15 protein-coding genes and 1 pseudogene are annotated in these 16,175 nt (G+C 68.2%); 11 read left to right on the plus strand and 5 right to left on the minus strand.

What is annotated here, in order from left to right:
- The first annotated feature begins 46 nt into the window (after window positions 1–46).
- Together AB4Y99_RS13420 and AB4Y99_RS13425 are read left to right on the plus strand one after the other, a co-directional pair.
- Window positions 47–1,519 carry an EAL domain-containing protein gene (locus AB4Y99_RS13420; protein WP_441523668.1) on the plus strand — a complete coding sequence of 491 codons (1,473 nt, stop codon included), beginning with the start codon at window positions 47–49 and terminating at the stop codon, window positions 1,517–1,519.
- Between the two features lie 109 nt (window positions 1,520–1,628).
- Window positions 1,629–2,492: a TIGR01459 family HAD-type hydrolase gene (locus AB4Y99_RS13425; RefSeq protein WP_112762948.1), complete on the plus strand. Its 864-nt coding sequence runs from the start codon at window positions 1,629–1,631 to the stop codon at window positions 2,490–2,492.
- A gap of 81 nt (window positions 2,493–2,573) precedes the next feature.
- Here AB4Y99_RS13425 and AB4Y99_RS13430 read toward each other — a convergent pair whose 3' ends face one another.
- On the minus strand, window positions 2,574–2,960 hold the full coding sequence (locus AB4Y99_RS13430; protein ID WP_038360830.1) for a response regulator: 387 nt from the start codon (window positions 2,958–2,960) through the stop codon (window positions 2,574–2,576).
- 249 nt (window positions 2,961–3,209) lie between these two features.
- Here AB4Y99_RS13430 and AB4Y99_RS13435 point away from each other — a divergent pair, with 249 nt between their 5' ends.
- From AB4Y99_RS13435 to AB4Y99_RS13475, 9 genes are all read left to right on the plus strand, one after another.
- Window positions 3,210–3,665: a MaoC family dehydratase gene (locus AB4Y99_RS13435; protein ID WP_441523660.1), complete on the plus strand. Its 456-nt coding sequence runs from the start codon at window positions 3,210–3,212 to the stop codon at window positions 3,663–3,665.
- A 148-nt stretch (window positions 3,666–3,813) separates the two neighbouring features.
- The gene (locus tag AB4Y99_RS13440) at window positions 3,814–4,797 is read left to right on the plus strand and encodes a bifunctional riboflavin kinase/FAD synthetase (protein WP_191124438.1); all 984 of its coding nucleotides are present in this window, start codon (window positions 3,814–3,816) and stop codon (window positions 4,795–4,797) included.
- Window positions 4,798–4,825: 28 nt separating this feature from the next.
- Complete coding sequence (gene ileS, locus AB4Y99_RS13445) at window positions 4,826–7,636, plus strand: isoleucine--tRNA ligase (RefSeq protein ID WP_441523661.1); 2,811 nt, start codon at window positions 4,826–4,828, stop codon at window positions 7,634–7,636.
- Entirely contained in the window at window positions 7,636–8,118 is a 483-nt protein-coding gene (gene lspA / locus AB4Y99_RS13450) for a signal peptidase II (RefSeq protein ID WP_038360833.1), read from the plus strand. Before ileS ends, lspA begins: the two co-directional genes overlap by 1 nt.
- A 74-nt stretch (window positions 8,119–8,192) precedes the next feature.
- Complete coding sequence (locus AB4Y99_RS13455; protein ID WP_038360834.1) at window positions 8,193–8,855, plus strand: hypothetical protein; 663 nt, start codon at window positions 8,193–8,195, stop codon at window positions 8,853–8,855.
- Between the two features lie 118 nt (window positions 8,856–8,973).
- Window positions 8,974–10,263 (plus strand): M16 family metallopeptidase, encoded by a 1,290-nt coding sequence (locus tag AB4Y99_RS13460; protein WP_441523662.1) that lies wholly within the window; start codon window positions 8,974–8,976, stop codon window positions 10,261–10,263.
- 58 nt (window positions 10,264–10,321) lie between these two features.
- A complete protein-coding gene (locus AB4Y99_RS13465) occupies window positions 10,322–11,617 on the plus strand; it encodes a M16 family metallopeptidase (RefSeq protein WP_038360835.1) in 1,296 nt (431 codons plus the stop codon).
- 50 nt (window positions 11,618–11,667) lie between these two features.
- On the plus strand, window positions 11,668–13,473 hold the full coding sequence (mutL, locus tag AB4Y99_RS13470) for a DNA mismatch repair endonuclease MutL (RefSeq protein ID WP_441523663.1): 1,806 nt from the start codon (window positions 11,668–11,670) through the stop codon (window positions 13,471–13,473).
- 148 nt (window positions 13,474–13,621) lie between these two features.
- The gene (locus AB4Y99_RS13475) at window positions 13,622–14,101 is read left to right on the plus strand and encodes a VOC family protein (RefSeq protein WP_441523664.1); all 480 of its coding nucleotides are present in this window, start codon (window positions 13,622–13,624) and stop codon (window positions 14,099–14,101) included.
- 3 nt (window positions 14,102–14,104) lie between these two features.
- On the opposite strand, the gene AB4Y99_RS13480 is transcribed toward AB4Y99_RS13475, so the two are convergent.
- The 4 genes and pseudogenes from AB4Y99_RS13480 to AB4Y99_RS13495 all read right to left on the minus strand — a co-directional run.
- On the minus strand, window positions 14,105–14,479 hold the full coding sequence (locus AB4Y99_RS13480; protein WP_441523665.1) for a DUF2019 domain-containing protein: 375 nt from the start codon (window positions 14,477–14,479) through the stop codon (window positions 14,105–14,107).
- Window positions 14,476–15,129, minus strand: coding sequence for a hypothetical protein (locus tag AB4Y99_RS13485; protein ID WP_441523666.1), 654 nt, complete (start codon window positions 15,127–15,129; stop codon window positions 14,476–14,478). The genes AB4Y99_RS13480 and AB4Y99_RS13485 overlap by 4 nt, the downstream gene beginning before the upstream one ends.
- A gap of 184 nt (window positions 15,130–15,313) precedes the next feature.
- A complete protein-coding gene (gene rsmD, locus AB4Y99_RS13490; protein ID WP_441523667.1) occupies window positions 15,314–15,874 on the minus strand; it encodes a 16S rRNA (guanine(966)-N(2))-methyltransferase RsmD in 561 nt (186 codons plus the stop codon).
- 3 nt (window positions 15,875–15,877) lie between these two features.
- Window positions 15,878–16,175 (minus strand): annotated as a pseudogene (locus AB4Y99_RS13495) (pseudouridine synthase); the annotation flags it as partial.

Consider the following 16,175-nt stretch of genomic DNA (forward strand, 5'->3'; position numbering starts at 1 on the left):
CCACCCCCGATCAACCCCTCGACGCGCGAGCGCTGCCTTGGCTCCTGTGCGCCTGAAAGCCCTGCATCCCCTCGCCGGTGCCGTGACCGGTGTTTCGGCTGGCGCCATCGTCGCCATCCTGATGCCGGGAGCATTGGGGCCGGCATTGGGCCTGATCGCAGCCGGTGCGGGGCTGGCGACGAGCCTCTGGGCCCTGGAACGACGCAATCTGGGCCAGCGCGAATTGCTTCTGGCCGGGCTCGGCGAGGTCAAGGTCCGGCTCGCGACCAACGCCATCCGGATCGATGCGCTGTCCCAGCGTGTCGAGCAGATGCCCATGCGCGATGTCGATGCCGCACCGGCCCGCGCTGCCATCAACGAGCTGACCGCCGAGGTCGGCCTGCTCGGCGATCTCATTCACCAGGTCGCGACGACGCTCGCCGACCATGACGACAAGCTCGCGAAGCTGCCGGCGGCGCCCGTGCAGGCACCGGCGCCGGCCAGGGCCTCCGCACCGGAGGTCCGCATCGACCCCGAGGCCGCGCGGCGCGAGCACGCCGAAAAGCTGGCAGCGGAGCGTGCCGCGGCGGCCAGGGCCGCGCAGGAGGAGGCCGAGGCGGAGCGCGCGGGCATCATCAGCGCCGCCCTGCGCGAGGGGCGGATCGAGGTGCATCTGCAGCCGATCGTCTCGCTGCCGCAGCGCCGGACCCGTGGCTATGAGGCGGTGGTCGGCCTGCGCATCGACGAGAACACGCTGCTGCTGCCGCATGAATTCCTGGAGATCGTCGAGGAGCGCGGCTTCGGGCCGACGCTGGACGCGCTCGTCCTCACGCGAGCCCTGGCGATCGCCCGTCACCTCGCTTCGAGGGACGGCGACATCTTCGTGACCTGCAACTTCAGCTCCGCGACCTGGGGGGCTTCGCGGGCGCTGGCGGCATTGACCCGCATCCTCGACAAATATCGCGAGCACAGCAGCCGCCTCGTCATCGAGATGCCGCAGGCGGTCTTCCGCGCGCTCGATCCGACGAGCCTTGGCCTGCTCGGCGCGATGTCGGCCAGCGGCGTGCGCTTCGCGCTCGATCAGATCGCGGATCTGCGCTTCGATCCGCAGGCCCTGTTCGATCGCGGCGTGCGTTTCATCAAGGTCAGGGCGGCGCTCCTCCAGGCTCATGCCGAAGGGCGCGTCGCGAGCGACATCGCGGCCGGCGATCTCGCCGCCATGCTCGCCCGTGCCTCGATCACGCTGGTCGCGGAAACCGTCGAGGACAATCCGATGGCGGCGGACATGATCGAACTCGGCATCGCGATGGGGCAGGGCAATGCCTTTTCGCCGCCGCGCCCGGTGAAGCCGGAGGTCTTCGCCGAGCCTGCGCCCGAATCCGCAGCCGCTGCCCGGACCGAACCCGCGCCGCCGCCGCCGCCCCGGCCCTCCGCCGAGGTGCTGGGCTATCCGCAGCCTGCCGCCGCACCGCCCGAGGAAACGCCGCGGCGGCCTGAGCGGTTGCCCTTCCGCGCCGTGCTGCGCCGCGCCAGCGCCTGAACCGCCACGCACCGCGAAGAATGGCGGACGCAGGGTTCCACCCCGCGCGAATACCGTCTAGAGCGTGGCGCGCCGCTACCGCCTCATCCGTAGGAGAATGACTGTGCCGATGACGGGCTCCGAACCGGTCGCCGCCCTTTCGGGGTTTTCCGAGATCGCCGATCGTTTCGATCTCTGCTTCTGCGATGTCTGGGGCGTCGTCCATAACGGCGTCGCCGCCTTTCCGGACGCGATCGAGGCCCTGACGCGGATGCGCGAACGCGGCACCAGCGTCGTCCTCATCACCAATGCGCCGCGCCCGCGGGATGCGATCATCCGCCAGCTCGACGGCTTCGGCGTGCCCCGCGCCGCCTGGGATGCGATCGTCACCTCGGGCGATGTCTGCCGCGCGCTGATCGGCGCGCGCGCCGGCCAGCCGATGTTCCGGCTCGGGCCCGACCGCGACCTGCCGCTGATCGCCGGGCTCGATGCGCCGGAGACCGGGCCCGACCAGGCTTCCTATGTGCTCTGCACCGGCCTCTTCGACGACGAGGCCGACACGCCTGCGACCTATGCCGACCTGCTCGCGGGTTTCGCGGCGCGCGATCTTCCCATGATCTGCGCCAATCCCGATCTGGTCGTCGAGCGCGGCGGCCATATCGTCCCCTGTGCGGGCGCGGTCGCGCTCGCCTATGAGGAGATAGGCGGCACGGTGACCTATGCCGGCAAGCCGCATAGGCCGATCTACGAGGTCGCGCTCGGGCTCGCCGAGGAGAAGCGCGGCGGGGCCGTCGCCCGCGACCGGATCTGCGCCATCGGCGATGCGATCCGCACCGATATCGCGGGAGCGGCCGCATTCGGCGCTGCCGGCATCATGGTGCTGGCCGGCATCCATGCGCAGGATCTGATGCAGGTTTCGTGGGAGGAGCGTCACGGCTGGTTCGGCCGGCAGACGCACCGGCCCGACTACGCCATTCCGCACCTGGTCTGGTGAAACGGGCCGTCGTTCCCGGGCGAAGCGAAGCTTCGGGCGGTCGGCCCCGGYATCGTGCCTGGGCCGCGAGAGACCGGGGGGTCAGGCCGCCGAGCAGACGGACTCGATCTTCGTCTTCAGCGTCTGGGCGTTGAACGGCTTGACGATGTAGTTGCTGACGCCGGCCTTCTTGGCGGCGATGACGTTTTCGGTCTTCGATTCGGCGGTGACGATGATGAAGGGCGTCTCCGCCAGCTTCGCCTCCTCGCGCACGCGCTGCAGCAGCTCGAAGCCGCCCATCGGCTCCATGTTCCAGTCCGAGATGACGAGCCCGTATTGCTTGTCCCGCATCTTCGCGATGGCGGCCGAGCCGTCCGAGGCGTCGTCGACATTCTCGAAGCCGAGCTGCTTCAGCAGGTTGCGGATGATCCGGATCATGGTCTGATAATCGTCGACGACCAGGATCGGCATGGACGGGTCGAGCGCCATTGCAATGCTCCGGCACAGTGGTTTCGTGCCGGGACATACCGGCGACGCGCTGCCTTGGGAAGACAGCCTCTGTTTCAGCGGTGATAGCCGGGGCGCGTTGCGAAGCGGTTAATCCGATCTCAGACAACCCGGCATTTTTGAGGCGGCGGAGCCGGCACCAAAGTCCAATTGCCGCAATGCTGCGAGTGCGAGATGGTTAGCACTCGCACAGGGAAAGGGGCGGCGATTGCGCCGCGTCGCACAAAGCTCATGACAGTACAGCCGGTGCCGGGCGGGCTCTACACCGTCCATGCCTTCGAGGATTTGGCGGTCGGCCAGAGCGAAAGCCTGATGCGGACCGTGATGGAGCGCGACATCGCGCTGTTCGCGGAGCTTTCCGGCGACGCCAACCCGATCCATCTCTGCGAGCAATTCGCCGCCAGCACCAAATTCGGCCAGCGCATCGCCCATGGCATGCTGACCGCGAGCCTGATCTCGGCCTTGCTCGGAACCCGGCTGCCGGGGCCGGGCGCGGTCTATCTGTCCCAGACCCTGACCTTCCTGTCTCCGGTGCGGATCGGCGATGTGGTGACCGCCCGCGTCGAGGTGGTCGAGCTTGTCTCCGAGCGCCGCCGGGCCCGGCTGTTCTGCGAGTGCCTCGTCGACGGCAAGCCCGTCATGGAAGGCGAGGCCTGGGTGGCCATGCCGCCGTCGCCGAGGCGCTGACGGGAGCGGCGGCCGGCAGCTGCGGCGACGACCTGCGGGGCGACTTGCCGGCATGGCGACATCTCGTTCGCGCGCTTGACGCCCACCGGGCTTGGCCGCAAAGACGGTGACGACGCGGCTACGGCCGGGTGCTGGATTTTTGCGATCGATGACAACTGAAACCGAGGCGGCGCCGCGCGACGAGCCGGCGGCTCTGGTCCTCGACCTCGACAAGCAGCTCCCCGGCAGCCTGCGTGGCGCCGTGCTCGCGCTGGGCAATTTCGACGGCGTGCATCGCGGCCATGCCGAACTCGGGCGCACCGCCGCCGCGATGGCACACGGCCTTGGCACGCGGCCGGCCGCCTTCACCTTCGAGCCGCATCCGCGCAGCGTCTTCCGGCCGGACCAGCCGGTCTTCCGCCTGACGCCGCCGCAGCTCAAGGTCGAGTTGCTCGCCGCGATCGGCCTTCCCCGGACCTTCGTCCTGCCCTTCGATCTCGAGACGGCGGCGATCCCGGCCGAGCGCTTCGTCGATGAGCTGCTCGTCGGCCGGCTCGGCGCTGCCGGCCTCGTCTGCGGCTATGATTTCCATTTCGGCAAGGGCCGCACCGGCTCGCCCGAGATGCTGCAGGCCCATGGACTCGCCGCCGGCATCCCCGTCACGGTCGTCCCGCCCTATTCCTGGCACGGCGAGCCCGTCTCCTCGACCCTGATCCGCGTGGCGCTCGAGGAGGGCGATGTCGCCCGTGCCGCCGAATTCCTCGGCCATCCCTGGTTCGTGCGCGGCCTCGTCTCCCATGGCGACAAGCGCGGCCGCGACCTCGGCTACCCCACCGCCAACATGCATCTGGCCCGCGATTGCAAGCTCCGCCACGGCATCTACGCGGTGCGGATGAGGATCGACGGCATCTGGCATGACGGCGTCGCGAGCTTCGGCCGCCGCCCGACCTTCGACGACGGTGCGCCGCGGCTGGAGACCTTCGTCTTCGATTTCTCGGGCGATCTCTATGGCCGCCAGGTCGATGTCGCCTTCGTCGACTGGCTGCGCGGCGAAGCGAAATTCGACTCGCTCGAGGCCCTGATCGCGCAGATGGACGCCGACAGCGCCCGCGCACGCGACATCTTGGCGAAAACGCCGCCCTTCCTTCCGTAATGCCAACGGCAACATCCATATCGGGCACGTGCTCAACAAGGTCCTGAAGGACCTCGTCACCCGCTCGCAGCAGATGCTCGGCCACGATTCCAACTACGTGCCGGGCTGGGACTGCCACGGCCTGCCGATCGAGTGGAAGATCGAGGAGCAGTACCGCGCCAAGGGCCTGAACAAGGACGACGTTGATGTCGTCGAGTTCCGCAAGGAATGCCGTGCCTTCGCCGAGAAATGGGTCGACATCCAGCGCGAGGAATTCAAGCGCCTCGGCGTCGAGGGCGACTGGGCCAACCCCTATCTGACGATGGCCTATCCGGCCGAGGCGCAGATCGCCCGCGAGATCATGAAGTTCGCCGAGACCGGCCAGCTCTATCGCGGCTCCAAGCCGGTGATGTGGTCGGTGGTCGAGAAGACCGCGCTCGCCGAGGCCGAGGTCGAGTATGAGGAGCATACGAGCGATACGGTCTATGCGGCCTTTCCGGTTATGCAGGCGTCCAGCGGCACGATGGGCGGAGCCGTCGTTGGCCCAGAGTTTGAAAAGGCCGCGCGGTTAGCGAATGCAGCCATCGTCATCTGGACGACCACCCCTTGGACAATTCCCGGCAATCGCGCGATCTCTTTCCATAATAAAATCGCCTATGGCTTATACCGGGTCACCGCTGCGCCGGAGCAAAACTGGGCCAAGGTTGGCGCGACCTACGTGCTCGCCAAGAATCTTGCCGAGTCGGTCTTTAAGGCAGCGAAGGTTGAAGCTTTCGAACTGGTCGAAGACATCTCATCCGAACAATTAGCTACTGTCACGGTGGCCCATCCCCTGCGCGGTCACGGCTATGATTTCGATGTCCCGCTCCTGGATGGCGACCACGTTACCGACGACGCCGGCACGGGCTTCGTCCACACCGCGCCGGGCCATGGCCGCGAGGACTTCGACGTCTGGACCGCGAATGGCCGCCAGCTTCACGAGCGCGGCATCGAGACCCGCATCCCCTACACCGTCGACGCCGATGGCCGTTTCACCAAGGAGGCTCCGGGCTTCGAGGGCGCGCAGGTCATCACCGACAAGGGCGAGAAGGGCAACGCCAACGACGTCGTCATCAAGGCGCTGGTCGAGGCCGGCAACATCGTCGCGCGCGGCCGCCTGAAGCATCAGTATCCGCATAGCTGGCGCTCGAAGAAGCCAGTCATCTTCCGCAACACGCCGCAATGGTTCATCGCCATGGACAAGCCGATCGGCGAGGCCGGCGCGCCGGACGCGGCCGATCCGAAGCCGGTTGCCGGCGGCAATGCCGACACGCTGCGCAACCGCGCGCTGAAGGCGATCAAGCAGACCGAATGGGTGCCCGCCGCCGGCGAGAACCGCATCAACGGCATGATCGCCAACCGGCCTGACTGGGTGGTTTCGCGCCAGCGCGCCTGGGGCGTGCCGATCACCGTCTTCGTCGAGAAGGAGAGCAAGGACATCCTTGTCGACCCGGCCGTGAACGCCGCCATCGCCGAGGCCTTCGAGGCCGAGGGCGCCGACGCCTGGTTCACCGACACGGACGGCGCCCGCTTCCTCAAGCCCTTCGGCTACGATCCGGCGAAATACGAGCGCGTCACCGACGTGCTCGACGTCTGGTTCGATTCCGGCTCGACCCATGCCTTCACCCTGGAGAAGCGCGCCGACCTCAAGACCCATCGCATCGTCGATGGCGGCAAGGACCGGGTGATGTATCTCGAAGGCTCGGACCAGCATCGCGGCTGGTTCCATTCGAGCCTGCTGGAAAGCTGCGGCACGCGTGGCCGCGCGCCCTTCGACATCGTCCTCACCCATGGCTTCTGCCTGGACGAGAAGGGCGAGAAGATGTCGAAGTCGAAGGGCAACGTCACCGCGCCGCAGGACATCATCAAGGACTCCGGCGCCGACATCCTGCGCCTGTGGGTCGCGGCGGCCGATTATTCCGACGATCTGCGCATCGGCAAGGAGATCCTCAAGACTTTCGTCGAGACCTATCGCAAGCTGCGCAACACCATGCGCTGGATGCTCGGCACGCTCGCCCATTTCAGCGAGGAGATCCGCGTCGTCGAGCCGCAGACCATGCCGGAGCTGGAGCGGCTGATGCTGCACAGGCTCGCCGAGCTCGGCCCGCAGGTCGAGGAAGCCTACCGCACCTACGACTACAAGAAGGTCGTGTTCCTGCTCTCGCAGTTCATGAACACCGAGCTCTCGGCCTTCTATTTCGACGTGCGCAAGGACGCGCTCTACTGCGATCCTCGGTCGAGCCACGTCCGCCGCAGCGCGCTGACCGTGGTCGACCATCTTTTCCGCTGCCTGACGACCTGGCTCGCGCCGATCCTGGTCTTCACCGCCGAGGAAGCCTGGCTTGAGCGCTATCCCGACACCAAGGCGCAGGATGGCTCGGTGCATCTGGAGCTCTTCGCCGAGGCGCCGGCGGGCTGGCTCGATCCCGAGCTCGCCGAGCGCTGGTCCAAGATCCGCCGCGTCCGCCGCGTCGTCACCGGCGCGCTGGAGCTGGAGCGCGCCGCCAAGCGCATCGGCTCCTCGCTCGAGGCTGCGCCGCAGGTCTTCGTCTCCGATGCTGATCTCTATGCGGCGCTCTCCGGCGTCGACCTCGCCGAAGTCAGCATCACCTCGGACATCCGCATCGAGAGCGGGGAGGGGCCGGCGGAGGCCTTCCGTCTCGCCGAGGTGCCGGGCGTCGCGGTCGTGCCGCATCGCGCCGAGGGCATCAAATGCGCCCGCTCCTGGAAGTATTTCGATCCCGCGACGGCCGATCCGGCCTATCCCGAGGTGACGCCGCGCGACGCCAAGGCACTCAAGGAACTCGGGGTGCGCGCCTGATGACGTCCGCCCGCCGCCTCGGCCTGCTCACGGTCCTGATCATCTTCATTTCGGATCAGCTCCTGAAATGCTGGCTGCTCTACGGCGTCGGGCTGGCGGAGAACGGCCCGTTCGACCTCGCCCCGTTCCTGACGATCGTGCTCGCCTGGAATCGCGGCATCTCCTACGGGCTCTTCCAGCAGGGCACGGATCTCGGACGCTGGCTCCTGGTGGCGATCTCCTTCGTCGCCGCGATCTGGCTCTGGCGCTGGATGTGGCGGACTGAAAGCCGCTTCACCGTCTTCAGCCTGGCGCTGATCATCGGCGGCGCGCTCGGCAACGGGCTCGACCGGGCCTGGTACGGGGCGGTCGTCGATTTCGTCCATCTCCACTGGGGCAATTTCAGCTGGTATATCTTCAACATCGCCGATGTCGCGATCGTTGTCGGCGTGCTGGGTCTCCTGTATGAGTCCTTCCGGCCGGCTGGGGAAAAGACGGCTTGACGACGATTTCGCCATCCTTTCGCCGTTCGTCTGTGGTTGAGGCGAAGGTGAGATTGTCCAAAGGGAGATATGACATGGCGCAACGCATCCGCGTGACGCATCTGCTGCTCGCCGGCGGGCTTGTGCTTGCGGCCCAGCCTGCCCTCGCTCAGGAAGGCATGCTGTTCAAGAACCTGCTGGAAGGTGTCGTCGGCGGCAAGGGGCCGGGCGACGACATCGACTATCGCGAGCGCGCCCCGCTCGTGGTGCCGCCGAACTCCGCCTTGCCGCGGCCGCAGGACGCCGGGAGCGCCCGCAACGCTGCCTGGCCGACCGATCCCGATGTCGAGCGCCGCAGGAACGCGAAGAACGTCACCCCCTATGTGCTGACCGAGAAGGCGCGCAACAACCCGATGCTGTCGCAGGAAGAACTGCGCAAGGGCCGCACCTCGGCGCGCGGGCCGCAGCAGCCGGAGATCCGTGAGGGCGACAACAGCAACTACGACAACCAGATCAAGCCGATCCGGGTCGGCAAGGAGGTTGCCGCGCGGCGCGACCAAGCGGCCGAGGACAACCTCACCTATGGCAGCGAGCCGCAGCGCACCACGCTCATCGAGCCGCCGATGGGGTATCGCCGGCCTGCCGACACCGCCGTGCTCGGCCCCGGCCGCGGTGGCCCGGTCGAGGACAAGCAGGCCGTCGGCCAGCGCGAGTTCGTGACCGGCCAGGGGCCGGTGATGCAAATCCAGCCCGAATAGGCCGAGTTGCGGGATCGGCAGGGGACCCCTTGCCGAAACCGCATCGCCTGACCAAGTTCCTTTCAGGGCGGGCGCATCGTGCCCGCCCTTTTCTGTCCGAGTGGGGAGACGGCATCCGGTGAACATTCATGCGCGCCAGCCCGGGCTGGCCGAGCCCGTCGAATCCTTCCGGCTCGGCAACGGCCTCGACGTCGTGGTCGTGACGGATCGGCGCGCGCCGGTGGTCACCCATATGGTCTGGTACCGCAACGGCTCGGCCGATGATCCGGCGGGCAAGTCCGGCATCGCGCATTTCCTCGAGCATCTGATGTTCAAGGGCACGCAGCGCTGGCCGGCGGGCGAGTTCTCCAAGATCGTCGCCGGCTTCGGCGGCCAGGAGAACGCCTTCACCTCCTACGACTACACCGCCTATTTCCAGCGCGTGCCGAAGGAACATCTGCGCGCGATGATGGACTACGAGGCCGACCGCATGACCGGTCTCTCCTTCGACGAGAGCGTGGTGGCGCCCGAGCGCGACGTGGTGCTGGAAGAGCGGCGCATGCGTGTCGATTCCGACCCCGCCGCCCAGCTCGGCGAGGAATTCTCGGCCTCGCTCTTCTTCCACCATCCCTATGGCACGCCGATCATCGGCTGGGAGCATGAGATCGAGCGGCTGAACCGCGATGACGCCTTCGCCTATTACCAGCGCTTCTATACGCCCGAGAACGCGATCCTCGTCGTCGCCGGCGATACCGACGCCGCCGAGGTGCGCCGCCTCGCGGAGGATACCTATGGCAGGATCGCCGCGCGCGGCGCTGCCCCCGTGCGTGAGCGCCCGATCGAGCCCGATCCGCGCGCCTCGCGCCGCGTCCAGCTCAACGATCCGCGCRTGCAGCAGCCCTCGCTGCGCCGCGGCTGGCTGACGCCGACCTATACCAGCGGCAATGCCGAGGAGGTCTTCGCGCTCGAGCTCGTCGCCGAGATCCTGGGCGGGGGCACCACCTCGCGGCTTTATCGCAGGCTCTGCGTCGAGGAGGAATTGGCGGCCGGCGCCAGTGCCTACTTCATGGGCTCGATGGTCGACCGCGCCGCCTTCCAGCTCTCGGTGAGCCCGCGCCCGGGCGTCGCGATGGCGGTGCTGGAGGCCGGGCTCGACACCGCGCTCGCAGCCTTCCTCGCCGACGGTCCGAGCGAGCTGGAGCTTGCCCGCGCCCGCACGCGCCTCGTCGCCGAGACGGTCTTCGCCCGCGACAACCAGGCTTCGCTCGCCCGGATCTTCGGCTCGGCGCTGGCGGTCGGCGAGAGGGTCGCGGATGTGCTCGCCTGGCCGCAGCGCATCGAGGCGGTGCCGCGCGAGGCGGTGGTCGAGGCGGCACGCCGCTATCTCAGGCCCGACCGCAGCGTCACCGGCCTGCTGCTGCCGGCCTGACGTCGCTCCTCCGATGCCGAGAAGGGTGGGGCTTCGAGCCCTGCCGACAGGAAACGCCATGAACGCGCCCATTCCGACTCCGAAGCTCAACACCGCCGGCCCCGCCATCGACGTCAAGACCGTGCGCTCGCCCGGCGGCGTCGAAGCCTGGCTGGTCGAGGAGCACAGCCTCCCGCTGATCGCCATCGATTTCGCCTTCGACGGCGGCTCGTCGCGCGATCCGGCCGATGCCGCTGGCGGCGCCTATCTCGTCTCCGGCCTGCTCGACGAGGGCGCCGGCGATCTCGATGCCGAGGCCTTCCAGGGCCGCATGGCCGATCATGCGATCAATCTCGGCTTCGACGCCCGCCGCGACGATTTCCACGGCTATCTCCAGACGCTCTCCAGCCATCGCGAGACCGCCTTCGAGCTGCTCGGCCTCGCGCTCAACAAGCCGCGCTTCGATCCCGATGCGGTCGCCCGCGTCAAGGCGCAGGTCATCGCCGGCCTGCAGCGCCAGGCGCAGAATCCGGAATCGCTCTGCCGCAACGCGCTCTATGCGGCGGCCTTCCCCGGCCATGCCTATGGCCGCCCGGAGAAGGGCGACATCGACAGCGTCTCGCGGCTCGAGGCCCCGGCGCTGCATGCCCTGACCCCGACGCTGCTCGACCGGAGCGGGCTCAGGATCGTCGTCGTCGGCGATATCGGCGCCGATGAGCTTGCCGGGCGGCTCGACGCGCTGTTCGGTGCGTTGCCGAAGGGCGAGCCGCGCCCGGAGATCGCGCAGCCGCTGCCGATCCAGGGCCTTGGCCAGACCCATGTCATCGACCTCGACGTGCCGCAGACCGTGCTGCGCTTCGTCGGACCCGGCCTGATGTGGCACGATCCCGACTTTGTCCCCGCGAGCGTGCTCAACCACATCCTCGGCGGCTCGGCCTTCACCTCGCGCCTGTTCATGGAGGTGCGCGAGAAGCGTGGCCTTGCCTATGGCGTCTCCTCAAGCCTTCTGCCGCTGCGCGAGAGCGCCATGCTGGTCGGCGGGACCGCGACCCGCAACGACCGTGCGGCCGAGTCGATGACCGTGATCCGTGAGGAGATGCTGAAGCTCGCCACGGAGGGACCGACGGAGCACGAGGTCGAGGAGGCCAAGCGCTACATCATCGGCTCCTATCCGCTGCGCTTCGACACCTCGCCCAAGATCGCCGGCGAGTTGCTGAATCTGGCCCTGCGCGGCGACACGCCGGAATTCCTCGCGACCCGCAACGAGCGCTTTGCCGCCGTCACCCTCGCCGATGTGAAGCGGGTGGCGCAGCGCCTGTTCGGCCATCCGGATCTGCTGGTCCAGGCGGTCGGGCGGCCGGTCGGGCTCGCCTGAGCGGTCCGTTCGGCGCTAGACTGCGGCAGAGCTGGAATCGCCTGCAAATCATGACCGTTCGCCGCCTCGACCCTGTTCTCGTCGACCGCATCGCCGCCGGCGAGGTGATCGAGCGCCCGGCTGCGGCCGTGAAGGAGCTGGTCGAAAACGCCATCGACGCCGGCGCGCGCTCGGTCGCCGTCACCATCGCCGGCGGCGGGCGCGAATTGATCCGCGTCGTCGATGACGGCGCCGGCATGACGCCCGACGACCTCGCGCTCGCCGTCGAGCGCCACGCCACTTCGAAACTGCCGGATGGCGACCTCTTCGCGATTCGCTCGCTCGGCTTCCGGGGCGAGGCCTTGCCCTCGATCGGCTCGGTCGCGCGGCTCTCCATCGCGACCCGCCGCCACGATGCCCCGCAAGGCTCGGGCCTGGTCGTCGAGGCCGGCGAGAAGGGCGTGGTTCGCCCCGTCGCGGCCGCGCCCGGCACGCGCATCGAGGTCAGCGATCTCTTCATCTTCACACCCGCACGGCTCAAATTCCTGAAGAGCGACCGGGCCGAGGCGCAGGCCGTCTCCGAGATGCTGCGGCGCCTCGCCATCGCCCATCCCGAGATCCGCTTCTCGCTCGAAGGCGAGCATGCCGGGAATTTCGATTGGCCGGCGGAAGCCATCGGGGAGGAGGGTTTGCTGCGCCGCCTCGGCCGCGCGCTCGGCCGCGACTTTCCGGAAAACGCCTTGCGCATCGAGGCCGAGCGCGAAGGCTTCGGCATCAGCGGCTTCGCCGGCTTGCCGACCTTCCACCGCGGCACCTCGGCCGGCGTGCACCTCTCCGTCAACGGCCGGCCGGTGCGCGACAAGCTCCTCCTCTCGGCGGTGCGCGGCGCCTATGCCGATGTCGTCCCCTCCGACCGCCACCCGGTGCTCTTCCTCGATATCGGCTGCGATCCGCGCTCGGTCGACGTCAACGTCCACCCGGCCAAGACCGAGGTGCGCTTCCGCGATCCCGCTCTGGTGCGCGGCCTCGTCGTCTCCGGGCTGAAGGCGGCGCTCGCCGCCGCCGGCCACCGCGCCACCACGACCGGAGGCGCCCGCACGCTCGACGCTTTCCGCGCGGTGCTCTCGATGGGCGGCAGCGGCAACGCCATCCCGCGCCCGGCCTTCCCGGAGACATCCGGCTGGAGCGCGCCGCAGCCGACATCGTTTTCAGCCCCGCAAGCCGGCTTCGCCGATTTCGCCGCGGCCTCGGCCGATGCCCGCGCGCATCTGGCCGAACCCTCGGCGGATGCGCTCGACCGGCCGCTCGGAGCGGCGCGGGCCCAGCTTCACGAGACCTATATCGTCGCCCAGACGCGCGAGGGCGTCGTCATCGTCGACCAGCACGCGGCCCATGAGCGGCTGGTCTATGAGCGGCTCAAGGCCGAGCGCGCCCGCTCCGGCATCGCCCGCCAGCCCCTGCTGCTGCCGGAGGTGGTCGAGCTCGACCCGGTCGATGCCGACCGCCTCAACACGGCGGTTGGCGAGCTCGAAGGCCTCGGCCTCGTCATCGAGCCCTTCGGCCTCGGCGCGGTGCTGGTCCGCGAGGCTCCCAGCCAGCTCGCCGGCGGCAACCTCCAGCGCCTCGTCCGCGATGTCGCCGATGCGCTGGCCGAGCACGGCACGGCCGGTTCGCTCGAAAGACGGCTCGACCATGTGCTGGCGACGATGGCCTGCCACAACTCCGTCCGCGCCGGCCGGCGCATGCGCCCCGAGGAAATGGACGCGCTGCTGCGCGAGATGGAAATCACGCCCAATTCCGGCCAGTGCAATCACGGACGGCCGACCTATGTCGAGCTCAAGCTGGCGGATATCGAGCGGCTGTTCGGACGGCGGTAGCGCCGTTTTAAATATGGTGATATCAACCTTTTGTGCTTCTCGATGGAACGCTGCGGGCGATTGCGCATTCCATGAGCATGCTGAGGGAGGCCGAACGCCACCCCGGCCGCGGACGGCCGGAACCGAATCGAACGCGAAGGGACGAACCATGGCCATCGCCAAGAACACGATCTGCGTCTGGTACGAGAAGGATGCCGAAGCCGCGGCGCGCTTCTACGCCGAGACCTTTCCCGACAGCGCCGTGCAGGCCGTGCATCGCGCGCCGACGGATTTCCCCTCCGGCAAGGCGGGCGACGTGCTGGTCGTCCATTTCACCGTCGCCGGCATCCCCTGCATCGGGCTCAATGGCGGGCCGGCCTTCAAGCAGAGCGAGGCCTTCTCCTTCCAGATCGCGACGGACGACCAGACCGAGACCGACCGCTACTGGAACGCCATCGTCGGCAATGGCGGCCAGGAAAGCGCCTGCGGCTGGTGCAAGGACAAATGGGGCGTCAACTGGCAGATCACGCCGCGCGTGCTGACCGAGGCCATGGCGGCCGGCGGCGAGGAAGCCAAGCGCGCCTTCACCGCGATGATGGACATGCGCAAGATCGACGTGGCGGCGATCGAGGCGGCAAGGCGGGGGTGAGGGTCAGGTCGGGCGATAGAAGCCGCGGTCGAGATTCCAAAGTGTCATGCCGGCGTCGCCGGCCTGCGGAAACCATTGCTCGTCGATGATGGCTTCAAGCTCACGTCGCGCGGCTAGGTAATCCACGGCGAGATTGGCACGTGCGGCAGCCAAGCGAACCTGCATGTTGGGGTGGCCGAACAGCTTCATGAGGATGCGCCTTTGGTCACCCGGGCGAGACTTGAGCTCGTTTTCCATGGCAAAAGTCCTTGTGATCAGGCGGTTGGCTCGCGCGTTCTCGTTGCCTTCGATGGCGTCATATTGCTCGATGCAGAGCTGCTCGAAGAGTTGAAGGATTTCTGCATTCGACAGCGACTTGAGATCGTGCTTTCGGCTCATTTCAGCACCTTGAACTGCCGTAGCGCTTGGTGACCCACCCTGACATGCTCGGACCAATCTCGACCAAGAAGGTAGTCACGCGGCGCTTGCATCCCGAATTCCAGATTGGGGCGACTGTACCATCCCGTGATCTCATGATGCTTGTATCGCGGAATACTGACAACGTTGTCGACGCCGTCGATGCCGGAGCGCGGAAAACCTTCGCGTCCGCCCGCGCCTTGCTCGACGATATGATGGTCGTCATAGCCTGGTCGCTTCTTACCGGCCTGTTCCTTGAGCTCTTCAAGCGATTTCGGCTGGTCCTGGTAGGAGCGGATCGAGGGCCACTCCGTATAGAGCCAGTGCCCTGCTTCGATCGCCGTGACGACGGCGCCGATCGGGCCGGCGCGTCTCAGCGCCTGGCGCGCGATTGCCTTGGCCAGCGCCTTGGCGGCCTTGATCTTCGGTGACCGATCTTTCGATGGGTCCTTGGGCGGATCGAGCGACGGGCCGCCATTGTCGCCGATGCCGGGCTGCCGGCTCTGTGCGTAGCCCTCGACATACCTCCATCGTCCGCTGTCGCGCCCATTGCCACCGGGAACGCGGGGCTGATCTTCGTTGAAGCCCGCCTTTCCGACGAGCGTTCCCAGCCGTGCGAGCGCACGTATCATGCGCTCACCGGCGAGATTGCTGGCGATCCTGCTTTGGCGCAGCCGAGCGGCTCGCGCCCGGTCTTGTATCGATGAGAGAAGGGGCATCCGTGCGTGTGATCTCCGCGACGGATACGGAGCTTAAGCACGTCAGCGGGGCCGGGGATAAAGTCGCCGCCAATCCCCGCTCAGCGCTTCGCGCGGGTTACAAGGCCCGGAGCATCACCACCTGCGTCTCGCCATAGGCTCGCCGCTCGAGCTCTTCGAAACCCTCCGGCAAGACAAGCTCGGCATCGGCGGCCTCTTCCAGCACGACGAGCGCGTCCTTTTCCAGCCAGCCGCCCTCGCGGGCCGAGGCCAGCGCCTTTTCGCCCAGCCCCTTGCGATAGGGCGGGTCGCAGAAGGCGAGGCCGAAGGGCGCCATGCCGGTGATCGGCCCGAGCTTCGTCGCATCGCGGCGGAAGATCCGGCTGAAGCCGGCCAGCCCCAGCGCCATCTGGTTCTCGCGGATCAGGCCGCGCGCTTCGGTGCCGTCATCGACCAGCAGCGCGAAGCCCGCCCCGCGCGAGAGCGCCTCGAAGCCAAGCGCGCCCGTACCGGCGAAGAGGTCGAGCACGCGCGCACCCTCGACCGCCTCGTCATAGGCATGGACGAGCACGTTGAAGAGGGATTCGCGCAGGCGGTCCGAGGTCGGCCTGATGCTGCCGATCCCCGGTTTCGGGCCGGCCAATGGCCGGCCGCCGAGACGTCCGCCGACGATCCGCATCGCTTAGTCGCGCTTGCCTCGCGGGCCGCCGGGACGCGGGCCCTTGCCGCCGCCAGGACGTCCGCCGCCGCCCGGCTTGCCGCCGAACGGGCGCGCGCCGAACGGCTTGCCGCCGCTACGCTCGCCGCTGCTGCGCCCGGCCGGGCGTTCGGAGGAGCGGGCGCCGAAGCTCTTCTCGCCACCGCCGGGCCTGTCGCCGAAGCTGCGGCCGCGCGGCTTGTCGCCGGCCGGCCGTTCGCTGAAGCGGCGGGCAGGGCGCTCGGCGCCGTCACGCGGCGCGCGCTCGGGGCGTTCGCCGCGC

The sequence above is a fragment of the Allobosea sp. TAB14 genome (assembly GCF_052113865.1).
Lineage (GTDB): Bacteria > Pseudomonadota > Alphaproteobacteria > Rhizobiales > Beijerinckiaceae > Allobosea > Allobosea spartocytisi.